Origin of the sequence: Thermococcus peptonophilus (assembly GCF_001592435.1) — an archaeon.
Classification (GTDB): Archaea; Methanobacteriota_B; Thermococci; order Thermococcales; family Thermococcaceae; genus Thermococcus; species Thermococcus peptonophilus.
This window is the reverse complement of the sequence record NZ_CP014750.1, coordinates 1,773,740-1,790,563: the sequence shown is the minus strand read 5'-3', so window position 1 is coordinate 1,790,563 and position 16,824 is coordinate 1,773,740. Positions and strand designations below refer to the sequence as shown.

At 53.3% G+C, this 16,824-nt stretch carries 24 protein-coding genes; 17 read left to right on the top strand and 7 right to left on the bottom strand.

Features of this window, described 5'->3' with window-relative positions:
• Window positions 1–19 precede the first annotated feature (19 nt).
• A complete protein-coding gene (locus tag A0127_RS09760) occupies window positions 20–259 on the top strand; it encodes a hypothetical protein (RefSeq protein ID WP_062390716.1) in 240 nt (79 codons plus the stop codon).
• The gene (locus A0127_RS09755; RefSeq protein WP_062390714.1) at window positions 256–837 is read left to right on the top strand and encodes a lysine exporter LysO family protein; all 582 of its coding nucleotides are present in this window, start codon (window positions 256–258) and stop codon (window positions 835–837) included. Before A0127_RS09760 ends, A0127_RS09755 begins: the two co-directional genes overlap by 4 nt.
• 3 nt (window positions 838–840) lie before the next feature.
• Here the strand turns inward: A0127_RS09755 and A0127_RS09750 are convergent, their stop codons facing one another.
• The gene (locus A0127_RS09750; protein ID WP_062390712.1) at window positions 841–1,440 is read right to left on the bottom strand and encodes a hypothetical protein; all 600 of its coding nucleotides are present in this window, start codon (window positions 1,438–1,440) and stop codon (window positions 841–843) included.
• 181 nt (window positions 1,441–1,621) lie between these two features.
• Between A0127_RS09750 and A0127_RS09745 the strand changes: the two genes are divergently transcribed.
• The 9 genes from A0127_RS09745 (at window position 1,622) to A0127_RS09705 (ending at window position 6,811) form a co-directional block, all read left to right on the top strand.
• Window positions 1,622–1,906: a 50S ribosomal protein L44e gene (locus A0127_RS09745; RefSeq protein ID WP_011250049.1), complete on the top strand. Its 285-nt coding sequence runs from the start codon at window positions 1,622–1,624 to the stop codon at window positions 1,904–1,906.
• A gap of 4 nt (window positions 1,907–1,910) precedes the next feature.
• Entirely contained in the window at window positions 1,911–2,108 is a 198-nt protein-coding gene (locus tag A0127_RS09740) for a 30S ribosomal protein S27e (RefSeq protein ID WP_011250050.1), read from the top strand.
• A gap of 76 nt (window positions 2,109–2,184) precedes the next feature.
• Complete coding sequence (locus A0127_RS09735; protein WP_062390710.1) at window positions 2,185–3,012, top strand: translation initiation factor IF-2 subunit alpha; 828 nt, start codon at window positions 2,185–2,187, stop codon at window positions 3,010–3,012.
• Window positions 3,012–3,191 carry an RNA-protein complex protein Nop10 gene (locus A0127_RS09730; protein ID WP_062390708.1) on the top strand — a complete coding sequence of 60 codons (180 nt, stop codon included), beginning with the start codon at window positions 3,012–3,014 and terminating at the stop codon, window positions 3,189–3,191. The genes A0127_RS09735 and A0127_RS09730 overlap by 1 nt, the downstream gene beginning before the upstream one ends.
• Window positions 3,192–3,193: 2 nt before the next feature.
• Window positions 3,194–3,997: a proteasome assembly chaperone family protein gene (locus tag A0127_RS09725; RefSeq protein ID WP_062390707.1), complete on the top strand. Its 804-nt coding sequence runs from the start codon at window positions 3,194–3,196 to the stop codon at window positions 3,995–3,997.
• A gap of 150 nt (window positions 3,998–4,147) precedes the next feature.
• A complete protein-coding gene (gene cbiM, locus A0127_RS09720; protein ID WP_231855765.1) occupies window positions 4,148–4,813 on the top strand; it encodes a cobalt transporter CbiM in 666 nt (221 codons plus the stop codon).
• Window positions 4,813–5,154, top strand: coding sequence for a PDGLE domain-containing protein (locus A0127_RS09715; protein WP_231855764.1), 342 nt, complete (start codon window positions 4,813–4,815; stop codon window positions 5,152–5,154). The genes cbiM and A0127_RS09715 overlap by 1 nt, the downstream gene beginning before the upstream one ends.
• A 23-nt stretch (window positions 5,155–5,177) precedes the next feature.
• Window positions 5,178–5,999: a cobalt ECF transporter T component CbiQ gene (gene cbiQ, locus A0127_RS09710; protein WP_062390701.1), complete on the top strand. Its 822-nt coding sequence runs from the start codon at window positions 5,178–5,180 to the stop codon at window positions 5,997–5,999.
• Window positions 5,996–6,811, top strand: a complete 816-nt coding sequence (locus A0127_RS09705) for an energy-coupling factor ABC transporter ATP-binding protein (protein WP_062390699.1) — start codon at window positions 5,996–5,998, stop codon at window positions 6,809–6,811. Before cbiQ ends, A0127_RS09705 begins: the two co-directional genes overlap by 4 nt.
• Here A0127_RS09705 and glmM read toward each other — a convergent pair.
• The 6 genes from glmM to A0127_RS09675 form a co-directional block, all read right to left on the bottom strand.
• Complete coding sequence (glmM, locus tag A0127_RS09700; protein WP_062390697.1) at window positions 6,801–8,171, bottom strand: phosphoglucosamine mutase; 1,371 nt, start codon at window positions 8,169–8,171, stop codon at window positions 6,801–6,803. The two genes, A0127_RS09705 and glmM, sit on opposite strands and share 11 nt — an antisense overlap.
• 52 nt (window positions 8,172–8,223) lie before the next feature.
• The gene (locus tag A0127_RS09695; RefSeq protein WP_062390695.1) at window positions 8,224–9,585 is read right to left on the bottom strand and encodes an ADP-specific glucokinase; all 1,362 of its coding nucleotides are present in this window, start codon (window positions 9,583–9,585) and stop codon (window positions 8,224–8,226) included.
• 49 nt (window positions 9,586–9,634) lie between these two features.
• On the bottom strand, window positions 9,635–10,204 hold the full coding sequence (pgiA, locus tag A0127_RS09690) for a glucose-6-phosphate isomerase (protein WP_062390693.1): 570 nt from the start codon (window positions 10,202–10,204) through the stop codon (window positions 9,635–9,637).
• A 67-nt stretch (window positions 10,205–10,271) separates the two neighbouring features.
• Window positions 10,272–10,454, bottom strand: coding sequence for a KH domain-containing protein (locus A0127_RS09685; RefSeq protein ID WP_062390692.1), 183 nt, complete (start codon window positions 10,452–10,454; stop codon window positions 10,272–10,274).
• Between the two features lie 49 nt (window positions 10,455–10,503).
• Complete coding sequence (locus A0127_RS09680) at window positions 10,504–11,166, bottom strand: TraB domain-containing protein (protein WP_062390690.1); 663 nt, start codon at window positions 11,164–11,166, stop codon at window positions 10,504–10,506.
• Window positions 11,163–12,107, bottom strand: a complete 945-nt coding sequence (locus tag A0127_RS09675; RefSeq protein WP_062390689.1) for a ribonuclease Z — start codon at window positions 12,105–12,107, stop codon at window positions 11,163–11,165. Before A0127_RS09675 ends, A0127_RS09680 begins: the two co-directional genes overlap by 4 nt.
• An 81-nt stretch (window positions 12,108–12,188) precedes the next feature.
• Here A0127_RS09675 and A0127_RS09670 point away from each other — a divergent pair, with 81 nt between their 5' ends.
• The 6 genes from A0127_RS09670 (at window position 12,189) to A0127_RS10635 (ending at window position 16,818) form a co-directional block, all read left to right on the top strand.
• On the top strand, window positions 12,189–13,148 hold the full coding sequence (locus tag A0127_RS09670; protein WP_062390687.1) for a tetratricopeptide repeat protein: 960 nt from the start codon (window positions 12,189–12,191) through the stop codon (window positions 13,146–13,148).
• Between the two features lie 347 nt (window positions 13,149–13,495).
• On the top strand, window positions 13,496–15,355 hold the full coding sequence (gene for, locus A0127_RS09665; RefSeq protein ID WP_062390685.1) for a tungsten-containing formaldehyde ferredoxin oxidoreductase: 1,860 nt from the start codon (window positions 13,496–13,498) through the stop codon (window positions 15,353–15,355).
• A 69-nt stretch (window positions 15,356–15,424) separates the two neighbouring features.
• Window positions 15,425–15,655: a MoaD/ThiS family protein gene (locus A0127_RS09660; RefSeq protein ID WP_062390683.1), complete on the top strand. Its 231-nt coding sequence runs from the start codon at window positions 15,425–15,427 to the stop codon at window positions 15,653–15,655.
• A gap of 2 nt (window positions 15,656–15,657) precedes the next feature.
• Window positions 15,658–16,071: an OsmC family protein gene (locus A0127_RS09655; RefSeq protein WP_062390681.1), complete on the top strand. Its 414-nt coding sequence runs from the start codon at window positions 15,658–15,660 to the stop codon at window positions 16,069–16,071.
• A gap of 142 nt (window positions 16,072–16,213) precedes the next feature.
• Window positions 16,214–16,498: a hypothetical protein gene (locus tag A0127_RS09650; RefSeq protein WP_156471202.1), complete on the top strand. Its 285-nt coding sequence runs from the start codon at window positions 16,214–16,216 to the stop codon at window positions 16,496–16,498.
• Window positions 16,495–16,818: a hypothetical protein gene (locus A0127_RS10635; protein ID WP_054841461.1), complete on the top strand. Its 324-nt coding sequence runs from the start codon at window positions 16,495–16,497 to the stop codon at window positions 16,816–16,818. Before A0127_RS09650 ends, A0127_RS10635 begins: the two co-directional genes overlap by 4 nt.
• The last annotated feature ends 6 nt before the right edge of the window (window positions 16,819–16,824 follow it).

Below are 16,824 nucleotides of genomic sequence, written 5' to 3'. Positions count from 1 at the left end.
CAGTCGGTTTCTCAAGACCATGAACATCTTTGTATTTCTGCTTGGAGGCCTGTTAATTGGCTACCTCCTGAGGAGAGCAGGAAAAAGAGTGAAAGTTGACGCGGCCATAAGCGTTGCTCTCCTCCTGATGATATTCTTCCTGGGCGTAAAAACTGGAACCGTTGAAGTCAGTGCCCTGTGGCTCCTTGCTTCTTCCCTCGTATTCGCGGTTCTAACGATTCTCGGGAGCCTGGTGCTGGCTCTGGGGGTGAAAACTTGAGGTTCCTCTACCTTGTGCTCGGTTCTCTCGTCCTTGGACTGCTCACTGGACATTTCCTAGGCCTGGATTTTGGAAACGCCTACGAGATTATGCTCGATCTCCTTATACTCCTCATAGGGGTCGATCTGGGTATGAGCCTCAACGCAGAGGAGCTGAAAAAACTCGGAAAGAAGTCCCTCATCCTGCCGACGGAGACACTTTTGGGATCTCTCCTTGGAGGGGCGGTCGGGGCGTTAATGCTCGGAATAAACGTGAAATGGGGACTCGCAATAGGTGCAGGGTGTGGGTGGTACTCAATAACTGGTCCGCTGATAGCCCAGTACTCGGCAATCTACGGTGCCATAGGATTTTTGAGCAACCTACTTAGGGAAATCCTGACTATAATCTTGTATCCGATTCTCATAAAATGGATACCGCCAGAGAAGGCAGTAGTCATGGGCGGGGCAACGACCATGGACACAACCCTGCCGATAATAACAAAATTCGGGGGAAGGAAAACCACTTTAGTTGCCTTTGCCCACGGCTTCATCCTTACGGCGGTAGTTCCGTTCGTGGTGTCGTTTATCCTGAGCCTCTGAAGCTCATTTCTCCTCCGAATACCTCTTTAACAGCCCGTCAACAACAACTTTGTGCTGCTCCTCGTTCTTCCTCGCGCTCTCCGCAAAGGCCTGTACGACCGGGTGAACCGCGTTCTGCTCAAGAATTCTGTAGTTCTCACTCATTTTCTCGCAGAGGGCCCTGAGCTTTTCGAGCTTGCTCTTTATTTCCTTGAGCTTCTCGGGTGGGATGGCCACGTTATCCGGAAGGTTCTTGAGCAACTCTTCGAGGGCATCCTCAGGCGGGATTCTGCTTCCAAGGAGCCCGTAGGGGGCAACATGAACGGCCGGAATTCCCGGTATCAGGACGAGACCGCTGGACACCTGGTTCCTCGGGGCAGTTTCGGGCGTCTCAGGCACGTCAACGTATCCGAACTCTTCGATCAGCTCTATGGCCTCTTTGTAGGCCTTCTCGAGTGCCTCTGCAAGCCTCCTGTGGAGAATGGTGTCAACGGTCATCCTCAGAAGGAGGACTCTGAGGTCAGCGTACTCCGGGCTCTTCAGGGTTTTGAGAAGGGCCTTGTATTCCTTTTCGGCCTTCTTTTCGACTTCTTTCACGTTTGTGACTGCCTCGGCAAGCTTCATGGTCTCACCTCCTCCGGCTCTCCAGGAGATTTTAATAACATTTTGTATTTAAACTTTTCCCCGTGGAAAAACTTTTTTAAAGCCTTTCCCATACCGATGCCTGCAGGCGATCATGCCTCATGGCTCGGGGGTATCCGAAGGCAAGTAGGAACCCACCGGGCCTCTCTCGGAGGTGAGAGGAATGAAGTACCCGAAGCAGATAAGGACGTACTGCCCGTTTTGTAAGAGACACACCATTCACAAGGTCGAGAAGGTTAAGAAGAGGCCGAGGAGCGAGCTGAGCGCGGGCCAGAGGAGGTTCAGGAGAAAGCTCAAGGGTTACACAGGTTTCCCGAGGCCGAACCCGGCTGGAAGGGAAAAGCCGGTCAAGAAGCTCGACCTCAGGTTCCGCTGCACCGTCTGCGGAAAGGCCCACACCAGGGGACAGGGCTTCCGTGTGAAGAAGTTCGAGCTGGTGGAGGTGTGATGCGATGGCCCTCCCGAAGAACCTCATTCCGATGCCGAGGAGCAGGTTCCTCCGCGTTAAGTGCATTGACTGCGGCAACGAGCAGATAGTCTTCAGCCACCCGGCCACTCCCGTCAGGTGCCTGGTCTGCGGCGCCACTCTCGTCGAACCGACCGGCGGAAAGGGCATCATCAAGGCTAAGGTGCTTGAGGTTCTTGAGTGATTCCTTTCCTTTTCACCAAACTTTTAAAACCTCTTCTCGTTAATCTTCTCGGAGAGAAAACTTTGAGGTGATTGAAATGCCAAGGAAGGCTAAAGAGTACCCAGAGGAAGGAGAGTTTGTGGTTGCAACCGTTAAGAACATTCACCCTTACGGAGCCTTTCTCACCCTTGACGAGTATCCCGGAAAGGAGGGCTTCATGCACATAAGCGAGGTAGCCCCCACATGGGTCAAGAACATAAGGGACTACCTCAAAGAGGGACAGAAGATAGTCGCCAAGGTCATCCGCGTTGACCCTGAGAAAGGACACATCGACCTGAGCCTAAAGAGGGTTAACCAGCAGCAGAGGAAGGCAAAGCTCCAGGAGTACAAGAGGGCTCAGAAGGCAGAGAACCTGCTTAAAATGGCTGCCGAAAAGCTCGGAAAGGACTTCGAAACGGCCTGGAGAGAGGTCTGGGTTCCGCTTGAGGAAGAGTACGGCGAGGTTTATGCTGCCTTTGAGGACGCGGCCCAGAACGGGATGGACGTCCTTAAGGGACTCATCAGCGACGAGTGGATTGAGGCTTTAAAGCCGATAATCGAGGCCTACGTCGAGATTCCGACGGTCACTATAGATGCAGAGTTTGAGATAACCGTTCCGAAGCCCAACGGCATCGAGATAATCAAGGAGGCGCTCATAAAGGCCCGCGACAGGGCAAACAAGGAGAAGGACATCGAGGTCAAGTTCTCCTACCAGGGAGCGCCGCGCTACAGGATCGACATCACCGCTCCAGACTACTACAAGGCCGAAGAGGTCCTGGAAGACATAGCCGAGGAGATTCTCCGCGTCATCAAGGAAGCGGGCGGAGAGGCGACGCTGATAAGGAAGGAGAAGAGGATTAAGAAAGTTAAGAAGAGGGGTTCCTGATGCACTTCAGGATAAGGAAGTGCCCCAACTGCGGGAGGTACACGCTGAAGGAAGTCTGCCCGGTCTGCGGGAGCGAGACCAAGGTAGCTCACCCCCCGCGCTTCTCGCCGGAAGACCCGTACGGCGAGTACAGGCGGAGGCTTAAGCGTGAACTCCTTGGTATTAGTAGGAGGTCTTGAAGATGAAGGAAACGATGATTTACCTGCTTGAGAGGCCCCAGCTGAGGGACCCGGTATTCATCGAAGGCCTTCCTGGGATAGGCCTCGTTGGAAAGCTCGCGGCTGACCACCTCATTCAGGAGCTTGGAGCAGTCAAGTTCGCCGAGCTATACTCCCCCCACTTCATGCACCAGGTTCTCATCAAGAAGGGCTCGATAGTCGAGCTAATGAAGAACGAGTTCTACTACTGGGTTAACCCCGACGAGGACGGCAGAGACCTCATCATAATAACCGGCGACCAGCAGGTTCCACCAACAGACAGTCCCGGCCACTACGAAGTCGTTGGAAAGATGCTAGACCTCGTCCAGGAGCTCGGCGTTAGGGAGATAATAACCATGGGCGGCTACCAGGTGCCGGAGCTGAAGGGCGAGCCGAGAGTTCTCGCCGCTGTAACCCACGAGGAGCTAGTAGAATACTACAAAAAGAAGCTTGAGGGTTGCTCAGTTGAGGTAATCTGGAGGGAGGACGAGGGCGGAGCCATTGTTGGTGCCGCGGGCCTGCTCCTTGGCATGGGCAAGCTCCGCTCGATGTACGGCATAAGTCTCCTAGGTGAGAGCCTCGGCTACATCGTCGACCCGAAGGCAGCTAAGGCAGTCCTGAGCGCCGTCACTAAAATCCTCGGCATCGAGGTCGACATGACCGCACTCGAAGAGCGTGCCAAGGAGACCGAGGAGATACTTCAGAAAGTCCAGGAGATGCAGAGGGCGATGCTGGAGCAGGGAATGCCCCAGTCAACACAGGAAGAGGAAGATAGGGGCTACCTCTGATGTAATTTTTGTTTTTGTTTCTTCTAATACCAATCCCCCATACTTGGGTTCTAAACCTTTTGTTTGTATCAACATCTTTGGAAAAGACTTTTATATGGTAACACTATCTTAGAAATTGATGATACATAATACACCAATAATTGGGAGGTGTTGGCATTGCACATCCCCGATGGATACCTGGGCCCATACACCTGTGCGTTTTTCTACGCTGTGATGGTTCCAATATGGTACAAAGCCTTTAAGTGGCTGAAGAAACTAAAACCTGCGCAGGTGCCGCTGTTGGGAGTCTTAACGGCCTTGGCATTTCTGGTAATGATGTACAACCTGCCGGTTCCTGGGGGAACAACGGCACACATCGTAGGAGGCACAATAATAGCAATACTCATTGACCCATGGGCGGCAACTGTGGCCTTAACGATAGTCCTCCTTATACAGGCCCTCTTCTTTGGCGATGGTGGAATAACAAGCTACGCCGCCAACGTCTTCAACATGGGAGTTGTCCTTCCCTTCGTCGGCTACTACACTTACAAGGCCCTGACAAAGGCAGGAATAAGCGAGGTGCTTTCAGCGGGTATAGGGGCTTACGTTGGCATAGTAGCAGCCGCTATAGCAGCCGGAATCGAGCTTGGTGTTCAGCCCCTTCTTCAGCCCGGTTACTCCCCATATCCTCTGAGTGTCTCCGTCCCAGCTATGGCGATAGCCCACCTTGTAACTGCAGGACCAGCGGCTGCCGTGGTAACTGCTGCGGTCGTGTGGTACGTTAAGAGGAGCAGACCCGACCTCTTTGGTATGCGGGCGATCGCTGGGACGAGGTGATGGAAATGGACAGGGTTACCAAGGCGTTTCTGAGCTTGGTGGCCGTTTTGATAATCCTCTCCCCAGTAGGGATACTCCTAGTCTGGAACTACGACGATGCCTGGGGCGAGTGGGACGTAGCAAGAGTAGAGCACATGGTTGGTCAGAAGCTCCCGGGAATGGAAAAGCTTGCAGACGCGTGGAACCACGCCATACTTCCCGACTACAACGTCCCTGGATGGGAGGACAAGCTACACGCGTCTATGGGATACATACTCTCGGCGGTCGTCGGCGTAGCCCTTGTACTGGGGTTCTACTACATACTCGTCAAGTTCGTGGCTGGAAAAGGCTTAGCCTCTTGATTTTTAATATTCGGTGATCGCTTATGGGGCTCCTCGAGGAGACGGCAAAGGAAGTGCTCCAGTTCACGACGGAGGCAGTGTTCTCAGAGAGATACGCCAGGGAAGACGGTCTTTTGCAGAAAGCCGATCCGAGGGTGAGGTTCTTTTCTCTCTTTGTTTTGGTCTCGACGGTGGTCTTCCTCAGGTCTTTCACAGCCCTCTTGGTTTTCTATACTGTTCCTCTTCTTCTTTCATACTTTTCCAAGGTGAAACTTGGGGACTTCGTCAAGCGCGTTTGGGTCTTCGTACCGATTTTCACGGGGATAATTGCAGCTCCCTCTATGTTTATGGTACCAGGGAAGCCGCTTCTAACAATTCCCCATACTGACATAACTCTTACATGGGAAGGACTCAGATGGGCGGTTCTATTCACGCTCAGGGTTGCAACGGCGGTGTCCTATGCAGTCCTTTTTACGATGACGAGCAGGTGGAATGAGGTTCTCTCGGCACTCTCGAGCTTCAAGGTTCCCGGAATGGTGATAACCATAGCGACACTCGCCTATCGCTACACTTTCCTCCTCTCAAAGCTCCTCCTGGATTCCATGCACGCGAGGAGAGCCAGGCTCGCAGGAGACCTAGGTATGGTTGAGAGCTGGAAGGAGGCCGGAAAGCACATAGGAGCAACCTTCATAAAGGCCAGCGCCCTTGGGGAGGAGGTGTACTACGCGATGCTCTCAAGGGGCTATAAAAACGAGGTTCCGCCGGTCGAGGGCTTTAAGATAGAGGCCGTGGACTACCTGATCATATCCCTCACAGCGTTTTTACTGCTCTTTGGGGTGATAGCTACCAAGGTGGGCCTACCATGAGGGTTTACGAGCTTAGAAATGTCTCATACCGCTATCCTACCGGCGAATGGGCATTAAAGGGAATAAACATGGAAGTCAAAAGGGGGGAGACGCTGGCTATCGTAGGCCCCAACGGGGCCGGAAAGACAACGCTCCTGAAGATAATGGACGCGCTTATCATGCCAACCGAAGGGGAAGTTCTTTTCGAGGGCAAACCGATAAGGGAGAAGACAATGACTGACAGGGAATTCCGGAGGAAAGTCGGCTTTCTCTTCCAGAGCCCAGATGTTATGCTCTTCAGTGCAACCGTCCTGGACGATGTTGCATTTGGGCCTATTCACCTCTGGGGCAGAAGAGAAGGAATAGAGAGGGCAGTTGGGGCACTGAAACTGCTCGGCATAGAGCACCTTTCCGGCAGGCACCCCTACAGCCTGAGCGGAGGGGAGAAAAAGAAGGCCTCAATAGCGGCGGTTCTGAGCATGGATCCAGAGGTTCTCCTTCTCGATGAGCCGACGCGCGACCTTGACCTAAAGAACAGGAACTTTGTCATCGACATGATACGAGGGTGGAAGGCTGAGGGAAAAACAGTAGTCGTCGTTACTCATGATCTGAGGCTTATAAGACTAGCGGACAGAGTATACGTGCTCGATAAGTCCCTCCTCTTCGAAGGGACACCGAAAGAACTGTTTTCAAGGCCTGAACTGATAGAGCGGGCCAACCTCGACGTGCCCGAGATAGTAAGGCTCTTTCATCTCTTGGAAATAGATGAAATCCCGATGAGCGTGGAAGAGGCCGCTGATATAATAAAAAGGTGGAAGAGATTTAACCCTTAAGCGCTTCTTCAAGCAACCTAATCCCAAGCTCAAGGTACTCCTTTGCCTTTTCCTCGCTCTTGGCCTCGCTGAAGATCCTGATTATTGGCTCTGTCCCGCTTGCCCTCACGAGAACCCAGCCGTCGTCGAAGATTATCTTAGTCCCGTCGGTGGTGTCTATCTTGTAGCCTTTCTTCTCTGCAAGCTCTGCCACTTTGGCAACTATAGCCTTCCTGTCACCCTCAACGTGCCTCTTCGTCTTGAACTGGTAGTACTTTGGCAGCTCGTCTATCAGCTCGCTGAACTTCTTGCCGCTTTTGGCGAATATCTCGACTATCTTCGCTGTGGTCATCGCCCCGTCCCTGCCGAGCACGAAGTCAGGAAAGATAACGCCGCCGTTCTCCTCGCCGCCTATGGTGCCGTTGTTTTCGAGAAGAGCTCTGGCAACTATGAGGTCTCCCACCTTAGTGCGCATGACCTTCGCGCCGTTCCTCTTCGCTATGTCGTCGAGGAGGTTAGAAGTCGCTATTGTTGTCACAAGCAGTCCACCGCCCTTCTCCCTAAGGACTGCGTCGGCAACGAGTGCAAAGGTCTTATCGCCCTGGATGAAGCGGCCGTTCTCGTCGATGAAAACCGCCCTGTCAGCGTCTCCATCCTGGGCAACGCCGAAGTCAGCTCCAAGAGCTTTAACGATCTCCATGAAACCCTTGAGGTTCTCCTCGTTCGGTTCGGGATTCCTAGCAGGGAAGTGGCCGTCTGGATGAGCGTTAACGGAAACAACCTTACAGCCGAGCTCTCTCAATAGATAGGGCAGGGTTAGACTGCCAGCGCCGTTGGAGGTGTCAACGACGACGAAGGGTCGCCTCTTCTTTATCGCCTCCACATCTACCCTGTTCTTTATCGCCTCGATGTAGGGCTTGATTATGTCCTCCTTCCTCAGTTCACCTATCTCGTCCCACTTGGCCCTGTGGAAGTCCTCCTTGAAGAACAGTTCCTCAACGATGGCTTCCCTTTCCTTCTTCAACCCCATGCCGTTCGGTTCGAGGAGCTTTATGCCGTTGTACTCGGGCGGGTTGTGAGAGGCGGTTATGACCGCTCCACCGTCGGCATTGAAGTGATTAGTAGCCCACTGGATTGCCGGGGTCGGGGCTATTCCGACGTCTATGACGTCACAGCCGGTGCTCAAAAGCCCGCTGATGAGGGCGTCCTTGAGCATCTCCCCGCTTACTCTCGTATCCCTGCCGACAACGACTAGTGGCCGTTCTCTGCCTTCCCTCTTGAGGAGCGTCCCGAAGGCCATGCCGATTTTAAGGGCGAACTCTGGCGTTATCTCCTCGTTCGCTATCCCTCTAACGCCAAACGTTCCAAAGAGCTTTCCCATAGGTAGTCCCTCCACAGGTATGGTCTGTTCAACAGAGCATAAATGTTTTGGACTACTCCATGGCGAATTCTCCAACAAAGGCCGAGCTTGATATGGTGTCCCCAATTCCAACGGTGCTCTTCGGTTTGGCGACGATCTTTGTTGGGACGAAGGAAAGCTGATAGTCGTTTACCTCCGCAATGCCGTCTTTCACGCCGTATGTCTTTGCCAGGATCTCCTCAACGCCCTTTGCCTTCTCGTTCACCGAAACGTCCATCGCTTTCGTGATATCGTCTATGTTTCTAACATCGCCCAGTTTGGCCTTCGCAGCCGCGGCTAACGCCGCGAAGAGGAGAGCATCCCTAACAAACTCGCCGCGGTAGTCGGTTAAAGCCAGGTAGTATCCGTAGGTGTGGAAGTGTATTCTCCTTACTCCCGTCTTCTCGGCGAGCTTAAGCATGGCCTCCGTGACCGCTATTGGATCAACTGGGTCGTGGGCAAGGAGCTTTTCAGCGAGGGTCTTCTCACCCATAACTTCCATTATCGAGGCCAGCTCGACCTCATTTAGACCAACGCTCCAGAACTTGCCGAGAACTCCAAGGATTTCCTTTCTCACGGTCTCGTCGGGAGTGAAGGCGAACTCAAGGTGGGCGGGAATGCCCTTCCCCTCGAGGACGTCAAGGTGCTCCTTTATCGTCTCGAAGGGCTCGCGGTAGTTCCCTTCAGTTAGGGCCTGAAGTCCGCTTATTATCGCCAGCTCGGCCTTTTCAGATATCTCCCCAAAATGCTCCTCAAACTCTGGCCTTATAACAACGTTGGTGTTGTAGTCGTCGGCAGATCCTATGAATCTGTTCTCCCTCGGCGCCTCGAAGTCAAAAACTCTGAACCCGCGGGGGAACTCGTAGATGTAGTGGATGCAGTTCTCTTCGTCGGCCTTAAACTCCTTCGGGTGGACGAGTTTAAGCTTCCCGCCCTCAACCTTCGGCACGTAAATAGGGCCATCCTTGAAGAGTTCCGCCTGGAGACGTGAGAGCTGCGGAACGTGGGCTATGACCGGGACACCGTAAACACCACCGAGGAGGTTCGCCATTATCCCCACCTGACCGCCCATCCTCAGCTCGTCCCAGCCCCAGCGCTTCATGTAAAAGCGCGTTGAACAGCTTTCGACGAAGAGCTCAGCGGCCTTACTCCTCCTGACGCTCCAAAGTATTGAGCCTAAAAGCTGAGGGACGCTCTCTATCCTCTTTGGAAGCTCCTCTGAATAAGGGAGGACTTCTTCCCTGCCGACCGCTTCGATCCTCCTTTCAAGGTCTTCCCTCTCAAGGTACTTTATCGCGTCGATATTGGTGTTGTATGCCAGAAGTACGTTTCCAACCCTACCGATGTTATCGCGAACCCTCTCGAATGCAGAAGCGTAAAGTCCGTCCCACCCCACATGTATCACCAAGAGTGAAAAAAGAGACAAGGCTAATAAGAGTTTCGGGCTACTCCTTCCAGCGCGGGTTGTCGACGACCTTGACTTCCCCGTCTTCCTCAATGACTATCTTCGAGAAGCCCTTCTCCTTAATAGAGCCGTAGTCATGGCCGGCGTCGGACGGGTATATCGCAAGGAAGATGAACGGCTCGTTTCCAGTGTTCACCGTCCTGTGTGCCCAGTAGGGCGGGACGTAGACCACGGTTCCGGGCCCCATTGGAATCCACTCTGCTTCTCCCTCTGGAGTCTGGAGAAGCATTCCACCCTTTCCCTTGATGCCGTAGTATATCTCAGCCCTGTCAGCCTTCGCGTGGAAGTGGCCCTTGGTAAAGAAGAACTCCTTCCCGACCTTACCTGGGTAGAGGACGGTGGTGGCGAAGTTCAGATCACCCTCCTTCTCCTCCTGCTCGATTGCGTAGACCTCATAGACAACTGGGTCTTCCTTGAGGAGCTCATTGTAGGCTTCTTCATCGAGGAAGTAGCCCTTGAGGTCGCTGAGCCTCCTGACGAGCTTTTTAGCGCCGGGAATTACCCCAGTCTCAAGGTCAATATCAAGGCCAATAGGACGCTTGTACTCCATGGTATCACCGCTAAAAAAAGGGAGTGTGGGTATTTAACCTTTAGCCTCTTTATCACCCTGAGTGATATCACTCTGCAGGCTTGACCTCGATCTTCTTGCCGATGACGAGCTCGGCGGCCTTTACAGCGGCACCGCCGCTCCCGACGGCAATCCTGACCTTATCAGCGGGAACATAGACAACTATCTTGTCGCCGGCCTCTTCGATTCTGATTATCTCAACGTTGAGCATCTTCTCAAGCCTCTCCTTCATGGCTGGCCCTCCAAAGGTTCTTGACGTTTCAGAATATAAAAGTAACGGGTTAAGACTTTCCCCTGTTCAGAATGCGTTCTATCCCGGGCTTGTGTCCTAGACCCACCACCGCCACAACCTTCGGACGTTTTACTCCCCCAGCGAGCAGTGAATCGACGATCATCATAAGGTTTCTGGCCATCACCTCGTTCCGCTCCTCCACTAGGACGCGGTAGAGGTATGGATACCTCCTCCTGAACTCCAGCATCATCCACCGGTATTCCTCAAAAGGGTCGCCGATGTCAGCCGCCTTGATGGGAAGGAAAACCCCCAGGGATTCCAGCCCCATGAGGAACTTCTCCCTCGCCGGTGCACGGGATATCTTGGCGAGAATAAGGCCTATGTCCTCGTCTATGAGGTAGAGAGGTACCCCGATGGCTCGGGCGGCCTCTATAGCTGCCTTCATCTCCTCGCCCGGAGCCATTCCAAAGGTCTCGCCGAGCTTCTCCTCGACCCTGGCAAGGACGTAGTTTATCATGCCCTTTCTTCCTAGTCTGAGGGAGTCAGAAAGGGTCATTTCGATTTTCTGCTGCATTCCGATAAACCGTGTCCGGTCAAGCTCGACGGCAACGGCGTGCGGTCTTTCCGCTAATATCGTCCTGAAAACCTCGTCCCTGCTCTTTGGTGAAACGTGCATCGTCCCTATTATTTTAACGTAGCGCAGATAGTTCATCCTCTCTCCTCCAGAAGGTTTCTAAGCTCCCACGTGCCCGATTTGAAGGTTATTACGTCGAAGTCCTTCGGAACCACAGCGCTAACCCCGAGGCTTTCGCATATTTTGAGGGCTTCTTTGACGTAGTCTTCATAACTGTAGCGGAAGGCCCTGTGGAATAGTGCAAGTAGCTTCACCTTAGCTCTCCTTGCCGTGTCGCAGGCCTCCTCAACGGTAGAGTGGTAGCTCTCACCCCTGTCTCCAGGATTCAGATAAGTCGCCTCATGGATAAGGAGGTCAGCCCGCTCTGAGAAGAGTTTCACCCTCTCGCATGGCTCTGTGTCCCCAGTGTAAACGACCTTTAAACCTTTCCTTCTTGGGCCTGTAACGTCTTCAAGCCGGATTATCCGGCCGTTCCATTGGATTTTACCCTCTCTCTCAAGCTTCCCAAGTATCGGCCCCTCTTCAAGCCCGTACTCCCTCAGTTTCTCCTTCAAGAACTTCCCCCTTCTGTCTTTCTCCTTGAAGACGTATCCGAGGGCAGGGATGCCGTGCTCGACCTTGAAGCTCCACACCTCATAGTCTCCGAACTTCAGCCTCGTCTCCCCAAGCTCGTGGACGTGGATATCAAAGCCCGGCCTGAAAAAGCCGCTGTTCAGAAGGTTCTGGACAAACTGGAAGGTGTACTTAGGCCCGTAGATATGGAGCGGCTTCCGCCTGTCCCATAGGTTCATGGTCTGGATCAGCGCGGGAATTCCAAGGTAGTGATCTCCATGAAAGTGGGTGATAAAAATCTTGTCCACTTTCATCGGACTGAGCTTCGCCGTGTTCATCTGTCTTATCGTGCCTTCTCCAGCGTCGAAGAGTATTATCCCGCCCCTGTAACGTAGGGCTATAGCGGGGACGTTCCTTTCGCGAGTTGGCATTATGCCGCCTGTACCGAGGAAGAAGACCTCAAGCATGGTCTATAGTTTCGGCCAAGGGTTAAAAACCTAAGCCAAAGCGTTAAATATTCTGAGGGCTAACCAGATATGGTGAAAAACATGGAAGAGCTGATGAAAGCCATCCAGGAAAAAAACTGTGGGGAACTCAAGAGGGTTCTCTACTACAGGGTGGACGACCTGAGCGATGAACAGCTCAAAGAAGTCCTTGAAAAGGCCGAGGAGATCGCCAAGGAGTGCAAGGACTGGGAGCTATACAAGCTGGTGCTCTACTACTACCACGAGATACTGGGAATCGATAAGATAAGCGAGTTCGAGAAGCTCGCAAAGGAGAAGGATGAATTCGAGCTTAAATTCCACCTTGCTGACCTGTACTACCTCATAGGAGAGCTTGAAAAGAGTCTGGAGCTGTTCAGGGGGCTTCTTGAGGAGGAGGTTGCCAAGGGCAACATCGAGCACGCCGCGAGAATATACTACAGCATGGCCATGATACACGAGGAGATTCAGGAGTATGAAAAGGCCCTGGAACTCATCGAGAAGGCGGAGGAACTTTACGAGAAGATGGGAGACGAAAGGGAGCTCCTCAGGCTCAGAATATACAGGGGTTACGTAACCTTCGAGGCCGGGGACACGTACAGGGGTAAAGCCATAATCGCAGGTGTCCTGCCGAAGATACTCGAGGAGAGGGAGCTCCTCGTCGAGGCCCACCTAAGCTTTGAGGAGATCTTCGAGGAGTACGAAGATTACGAGGCGGCACTTCAAGAGTGCCTGTACGCCCTGGTTTATGGCAGGGGTACTGACTACGAGGACATAGCCTTCGGGGCGCTTATGGATGTTCTCTGGCAGCTCTTCCTCGATGACGACTTCGAGACTGTTTACCTGAACGTAGACATCTTCATAGAGGCGTTCCCGGAGTGGAGAGACTTCTTTGAGGCTGTCAAAGCCCTGGCACTCTTCAAGGACGGTAAGATTGAGGAAGAGGAAGTTAAGAAAGCCATTGAGAAAGTGAAGGACCCGCGTCTCCTCGAGATGCTCGAACTGCTCGGTGAAGCCGAGCTATGAACATCTGCTGTTTTCCCTTATTTACTTCTTCCAGCTACTTGGTCCCAGGAGTGCATTCTTGCCTCCCCTAGCACATTAGATTTATACAAACGAGCATGAGAGGCGTATTCAGTTGAGAATTCTCGAACATTTCTAAACATAGGCCATTGGACGTACTTCAGTGCCATAAATTATGCAGCAAAAGCCCAAAAAGCACTCAAAATTTTCGAAAAAAACCGAGCATATTCGGGGGTATAATTAAGGCCTCCGTGTTAAACCCACCCATTTTCGGGCAACGGGGCTGTTAAGGCCTTTAGGAAACTCAAAGCTTTTATAGGATGGCGTCTTGATCTAATGTGGTGGTTTCTATGAAAGGATGGTGGGGAAGAATCCTCAGGGTTGATCTTACCAACAACAAGGTCCAAGTGCAGGAGTACCCAAAGGAAGTCGCGAAGAAGTTCATTGGCGGCAGGGGTCTGGCCGCATGGATTCTCTGGAACGAGGCCAAGAACGTTGATCCACTTGGGCCCGAGAACAAGCTCGTTTTTGCATCTGGCCCGTTCAACGGTCTCCCAACACCGAGCGGAGGTAAGATGGTTGTCGCTGCCAAGAGCCCGCTCACCGGTGGCTACGGTGACGGAAACCTTGGAACCATGGCGACCGTTCACCTCAGGAAAGCCGGATATGATGCCCTAGTCGTCGAGGGCAAGGCCAAGAAGCCGGTCTACATCTACATCGAGGACGACAACGTGAGCATCCTGAGCGCTGAGGGCCTCTGGGGCAAGGGGACCTTCGAGACCGAGAGGGAGCTTAAGAAGATACACGGCAAGAACGTCGGTGTCCTCAGCATCGGCCCTGCCGGAGAAAACCTCGTCAAGTACGCCGTTGTGATCTCTCAGGAGGGCAGGGCCGCCGGAAGGCCCGGTATGGGTGCAGTCATGGGAAGCAAGAACCTCAAGGCCGTCGTCATAAAGGGAACCAAAGAGATACCCGTCGCTGACAAGGAGAAGCTCAGGGAGCTGAGTCAGGAAGCATACAACGCAATCCTGAACTCGCCGGGCTATCCCTTCTGGAAGAGACAGGGTACGATGGCGGCCGTCGAGTGGACGAACGAGAACTCAGCCCTTCCAACCAGGAACTTCAGCGATGGAAGCTTTGAGTTCGCCCGCTCAATAGACGGCTACACAATGGAGGGAATGAAGGTCAAGCAGCGTGGCTGCCCCTACTGTAACATGCCCTGTGGAAACGTCGTGCTCGACGCTGAAGGTCAGGAGAGCGAGCTCGACTACGAGAACGTTGCACTGCTCGGTTCTAACCTGGGGCTCGGAAAGCTCAATGAGGTCTCGGTCCTCAACAGGATAGCGGACGACATGGGTATGGACACCATCAGCCTCGGCGGCTCAATAGCCCATGTAATGGAGGCCGTTGAGAAGGGCATCCTCAAGGACGGTCCGACCTTCGGCGACTTCAAGGGTGCCAAGCAGCTCGCCCTCGACATCGCTTACCGCAGGGGAGAGCTTGGAAACCTCGCGGCAGAGGGCGTTAAGGCCATGGCCGAGAAGCTCGGCACCCACGACTTCGCCATGCACGTGAAGGGCCTTGAGGTAAGCGGTTACAACTGCTTCATCTACCCGGCGATGGCACTCGCTTATGGAACCAGCTCAATAGGTGCCCACCACAAGGAGGCCTGGGTCATAGCCTGGGAGATCGGAACCGCTCCAATAGAGGGCGAGAAGGCCAAGAAGGTCGAGTATAAGATAACTTACACTCCGGAGAAGGCTGCTAAGGTGATAGAGCTCCAGCGCCTCAGGGGTGGCCTCTTTGAGATGCTCACCGCGTGCAGACTTCCGTGGGTCGAGGTCGGTCTCGACATCAACTATTATCCGAAGCTCCTCGAGGCCATCACCGGCGTCAAGTACACCTGGGACGATCTCTACGCCGCTGCCGACAGGCTCTACGCACTCATAAGGGCCTACTGGGTCAGGGAGTTCAACGGCAACTGGGACAGGAAGATGGACTACCCGCCGAGAAGATGGTTCATCGAGGGCCTCAAGAGCGGCCCGTACAAGGGCCAGCACCTCGACGAGAAGAAGTACGATGAACTTCTCAGCGAGTACTACAGGCTCAGGGGCTGGGACGAGCGCGGAATCCCGAAGAAGGAGACCCTCCAAAAGCTCGGCCTCGAAGAGGTCATTCCGGAGCTGGAGAAGGTTACCAAGCTCGAGTGATCTCCTTTTCTTTCCTTTACCTTCGACAAATTTTTATCGTTCTGGGCCTAACTCTTGGTGGTGATGGAAATGGTGCGTATAAAGCTGATGGGAGCCTTTGCTCACCTTGCCGGCGCGAGGGAGCTTGAGGTAAAGCTTGATGGAAAGAAAAAGGTGGATGAGCTTCTCAGGGAGCTTATTCCGAGGTACGACGAGTTCAAAGACAAAATCATAATGATAAACGGAAAGCCGGCGAGGGGGGACGCTGAGGTTGAAGATACCGACGAGGTAAAGCTCATGCCGGTTCTCAGCGGGGGATGAGAATGGAGCGCCTTGAGTACTCGGCACACCTGAAGTGGGACGGCAACGTCGGAAGTGAAGCGAAGGTGAGGGAGTTTACCTTTTACATAGACACGAACACGGACGGCTACAACAAAGGCCCTAACCCGACGGAGTACCTCTTAGCTGCGATCGGCGGCTGTTTAACCGTCAACTGGGGCAGGCTGATCAAGAAGATGCGCCTCGACGTGAAAGGCTTTGAGGTCGAGGTCAAGGGCTGGCGCGGACTTGACGAACCTCAGCTGAAGGAGATAACCTACAAGATCACAGTCTTCACTAACGAGGACGAGAAGAAGATCATGCGCGTGAAGGAACTGGCCGAGAAGTACGGGACGGTCTTCAACACCGTTGGGGCGGAGAAGATAAGGGGAGAGGTGGAGATAGTCAGGCTTGAGTGAAGTTGGTTAGAAGATTTGAGAATCCAGCAGAGGAAATAAGTAAGTTACATCACAACATTCTACACTTTTTGGTATCAGTTATTGCCGTCTAAGAGTTGTTAATTGGAAAAAGTTAATTATGAGCAGTGAATAATTAGTGTCAGTGACCAAAATGCTCAGGATGGGCTGCGGTAAAAAAGCGAGGGAGGAGGTCACCCCGGAAGTGCGGGAGAAAGTTAAAGAGCTTCTAAGCAGGGCAGAGCTCGTCGAGAGGGGAGGAAAAGTCGTTGTCTTCGTGGACGGAAAGAAGGTCGGAAAGCTCAAGTTCATGGCACCGGTTGATGAGCTTGAGGTCGAGAGCGTCTGGAGGGGCCCCTTTGGGACTAAAGTAGAGCTTAGCTGGAGGGGAAGGTTCGCCGGCAGTTTACTGCTGAGGGAAGGTCTATGAACGACGAGGCAAGGAAGCTCCTTAAGTTCGAGTTCCTCAGCCAGGGATCTCTCGGAGGTGCCGAAGGACTTGCCGAAGCCTTCTTCGAGGTGATAATCACAAGAATGGGTGCCTCTCCGTTCATGGTGGGCCTCCTCGGGAGCAGCGCCTACGTCTCGAATCTCTTCTCCCCCCTATGGGCCAGAGCCTCGCGAAAAACCGGTGCAAAAAGGCTCATAGTAACTTCCCTGCTCTTGGCTTCCATCTTCCTTCTGCTGTCCGCGTTCTCCCAGAGCGCTTTAACATTCTTTCTCTTTGTCTTCCAGTTCTCTACCCTCTAATAGTCG

What these genes read in the sequence shown, in the direction of transcription:
- A0127_RS09750 (WP_062390712.1), bottom strand. Translation starts at nt 1,440, where the DNA reads ATGAAGCTTGCCGAGGCAGTCACAAACGTGAAAGAAGTCGAAAAGAAG.
- A0127_RS09685 (WP_062390692.1), bottom strand. Translation starts at nt 10,454, where the DNA reads ATGAAGGAGAGGCTTGAGAAGATGCTCAACGTTGAGATAATCAGAATC.
- pgiA (WP_062390693.1), bottom strand. Translation starts at nt 10,204, where the DNA reads ATGGAGTACAAGCGTCCTATTGGCCTTGATATTGACCTTGAGACTGGG.
- A0127_RS09675 (WP_062390689.1), bottom strand. Translation starts at nt 12,107, where the DNA reads ATGCTTGAGGTCTTCTTCCTCGGTACAGGCGGCATAATGCCAACTCGC.
- glmM (WP_062390697.1), bottom strand. Translation starts at nt 8,171, where the DNA reads ATGGGAAAGCTCTTTGGAACGTTTGGCGTTAGAGGGATAGCGAACGAG.
- A0127_RS09705 (WP_062390699.1), top strand. Translation starts at nt 5,996, where the DNA reads ATGAGGGTTTACGAGCTTAGAAATGTCTCATACCGCTATCCTACCGGC.
- A0127_RS09725 (WP_062390707.1), top strand. Translation starts at nt 3,194, where the DNA reads ATGAAGGAAACGATGATTTACCTGCTTGAGAGGCCCCAGCTGAGGGAC.
- A0127_RS09660 (WP_062390683.1), top strand. Translation starts at nt 15,425, where the DNA reads ATGGTGCGTATAAAGCTGATGGGAGCCTTTGCTCACCTTGCCGGCGCG.
- A0127_RS09680 (WP_062390690.1), bottom strand. Translation starts at nt 11,166, where the DNA reads ATGAACTATCTGCGCTACGTTAAAATAATAGGGACGATGCACGTTTCA.
- A0127_RS09715 (WP_231855764.1), top strand. Translation starts at nt 4,813, where the DNA reads ATGGAAATGGACAGGGTTACCAAGGCGTTTCTGAGCTTGGTGGCCGTT.
- A0127_RS10635 (WP_054841461.1), top strand. Translation starts at nt 16,495, where the DNA reads ATGAACGACGAGGCAAGGAAGCTCCTTAAGTTCGAGTTCCTCAGCCAG.
- for (WP_062390685.1), top strand. Translation starts at nt 13,496, where the DNA reads ATGAAAGGATGGTGGGGAAGAATCCTCAGGGTTGATCTTACCAACAAC.
- A0127_RS09760 (WP_062390716.1), top strand. Translation starts at nt 20, where the DNA reads ATGAACATCTTTGTATTTCTGCTTGGAGGCCTGTTAATTGGCTACCTC.
- A0127_RS09740 (WP_011250050.1), top strand. Translation starts at nt 1,911, where the DNA reads ATGGCCCTCCCGAAGAACCTCATTCCGATGCCGAGGAGCAGGTTCCTC.
- A0127_RS09745 (WP_011250049.1), top strand. Translation starts at nt 1,622, where the DNA reads ATGAAGTACCCGAAGCAGATAAGGACGTACTGCCCGTTTTGTAAGAGA.
- cbiQ (WP_062390701.1), top strand. Translation starts at nt 5,178, where the DNA reads ATGGGGCTCCTCGAGGAGACGGCAAAGGAAGTGCTCCAGTTCACGACG.
- A0127_RS09735 (WP_062390710.1), top strand. Translation starts at nt 2,185, where the DNA reads ATGCCAAGGAAGGCTAAAGAGTACCCAGAGGAAGGAGAGTTTGTGGTT.
- A0127_RS09670 (WP_062390687.1), top strand. Translation starts at nt 12,189, where the DNA reads ATGGAAGAGCTGATGAAAGCCATCCAGGAAAAAAACTGTGGGGAACTC.
- A0127_RS09655 (WP_062390681.1), top strand. Translation starts at nt 15,658, where the DNA reads ATGGAGCGCCTTGAGTACTCGGCACACCTGAAGTGGGACGGCAACGTC.
- A0127_RS09730 (WP_062390708.1), top strand. Translation starts at nt 3,012, where the DNA reads ATGCACTTCAGGATAAGGAAGTGCCCCAACTGCGGGAGGTACACGCTG.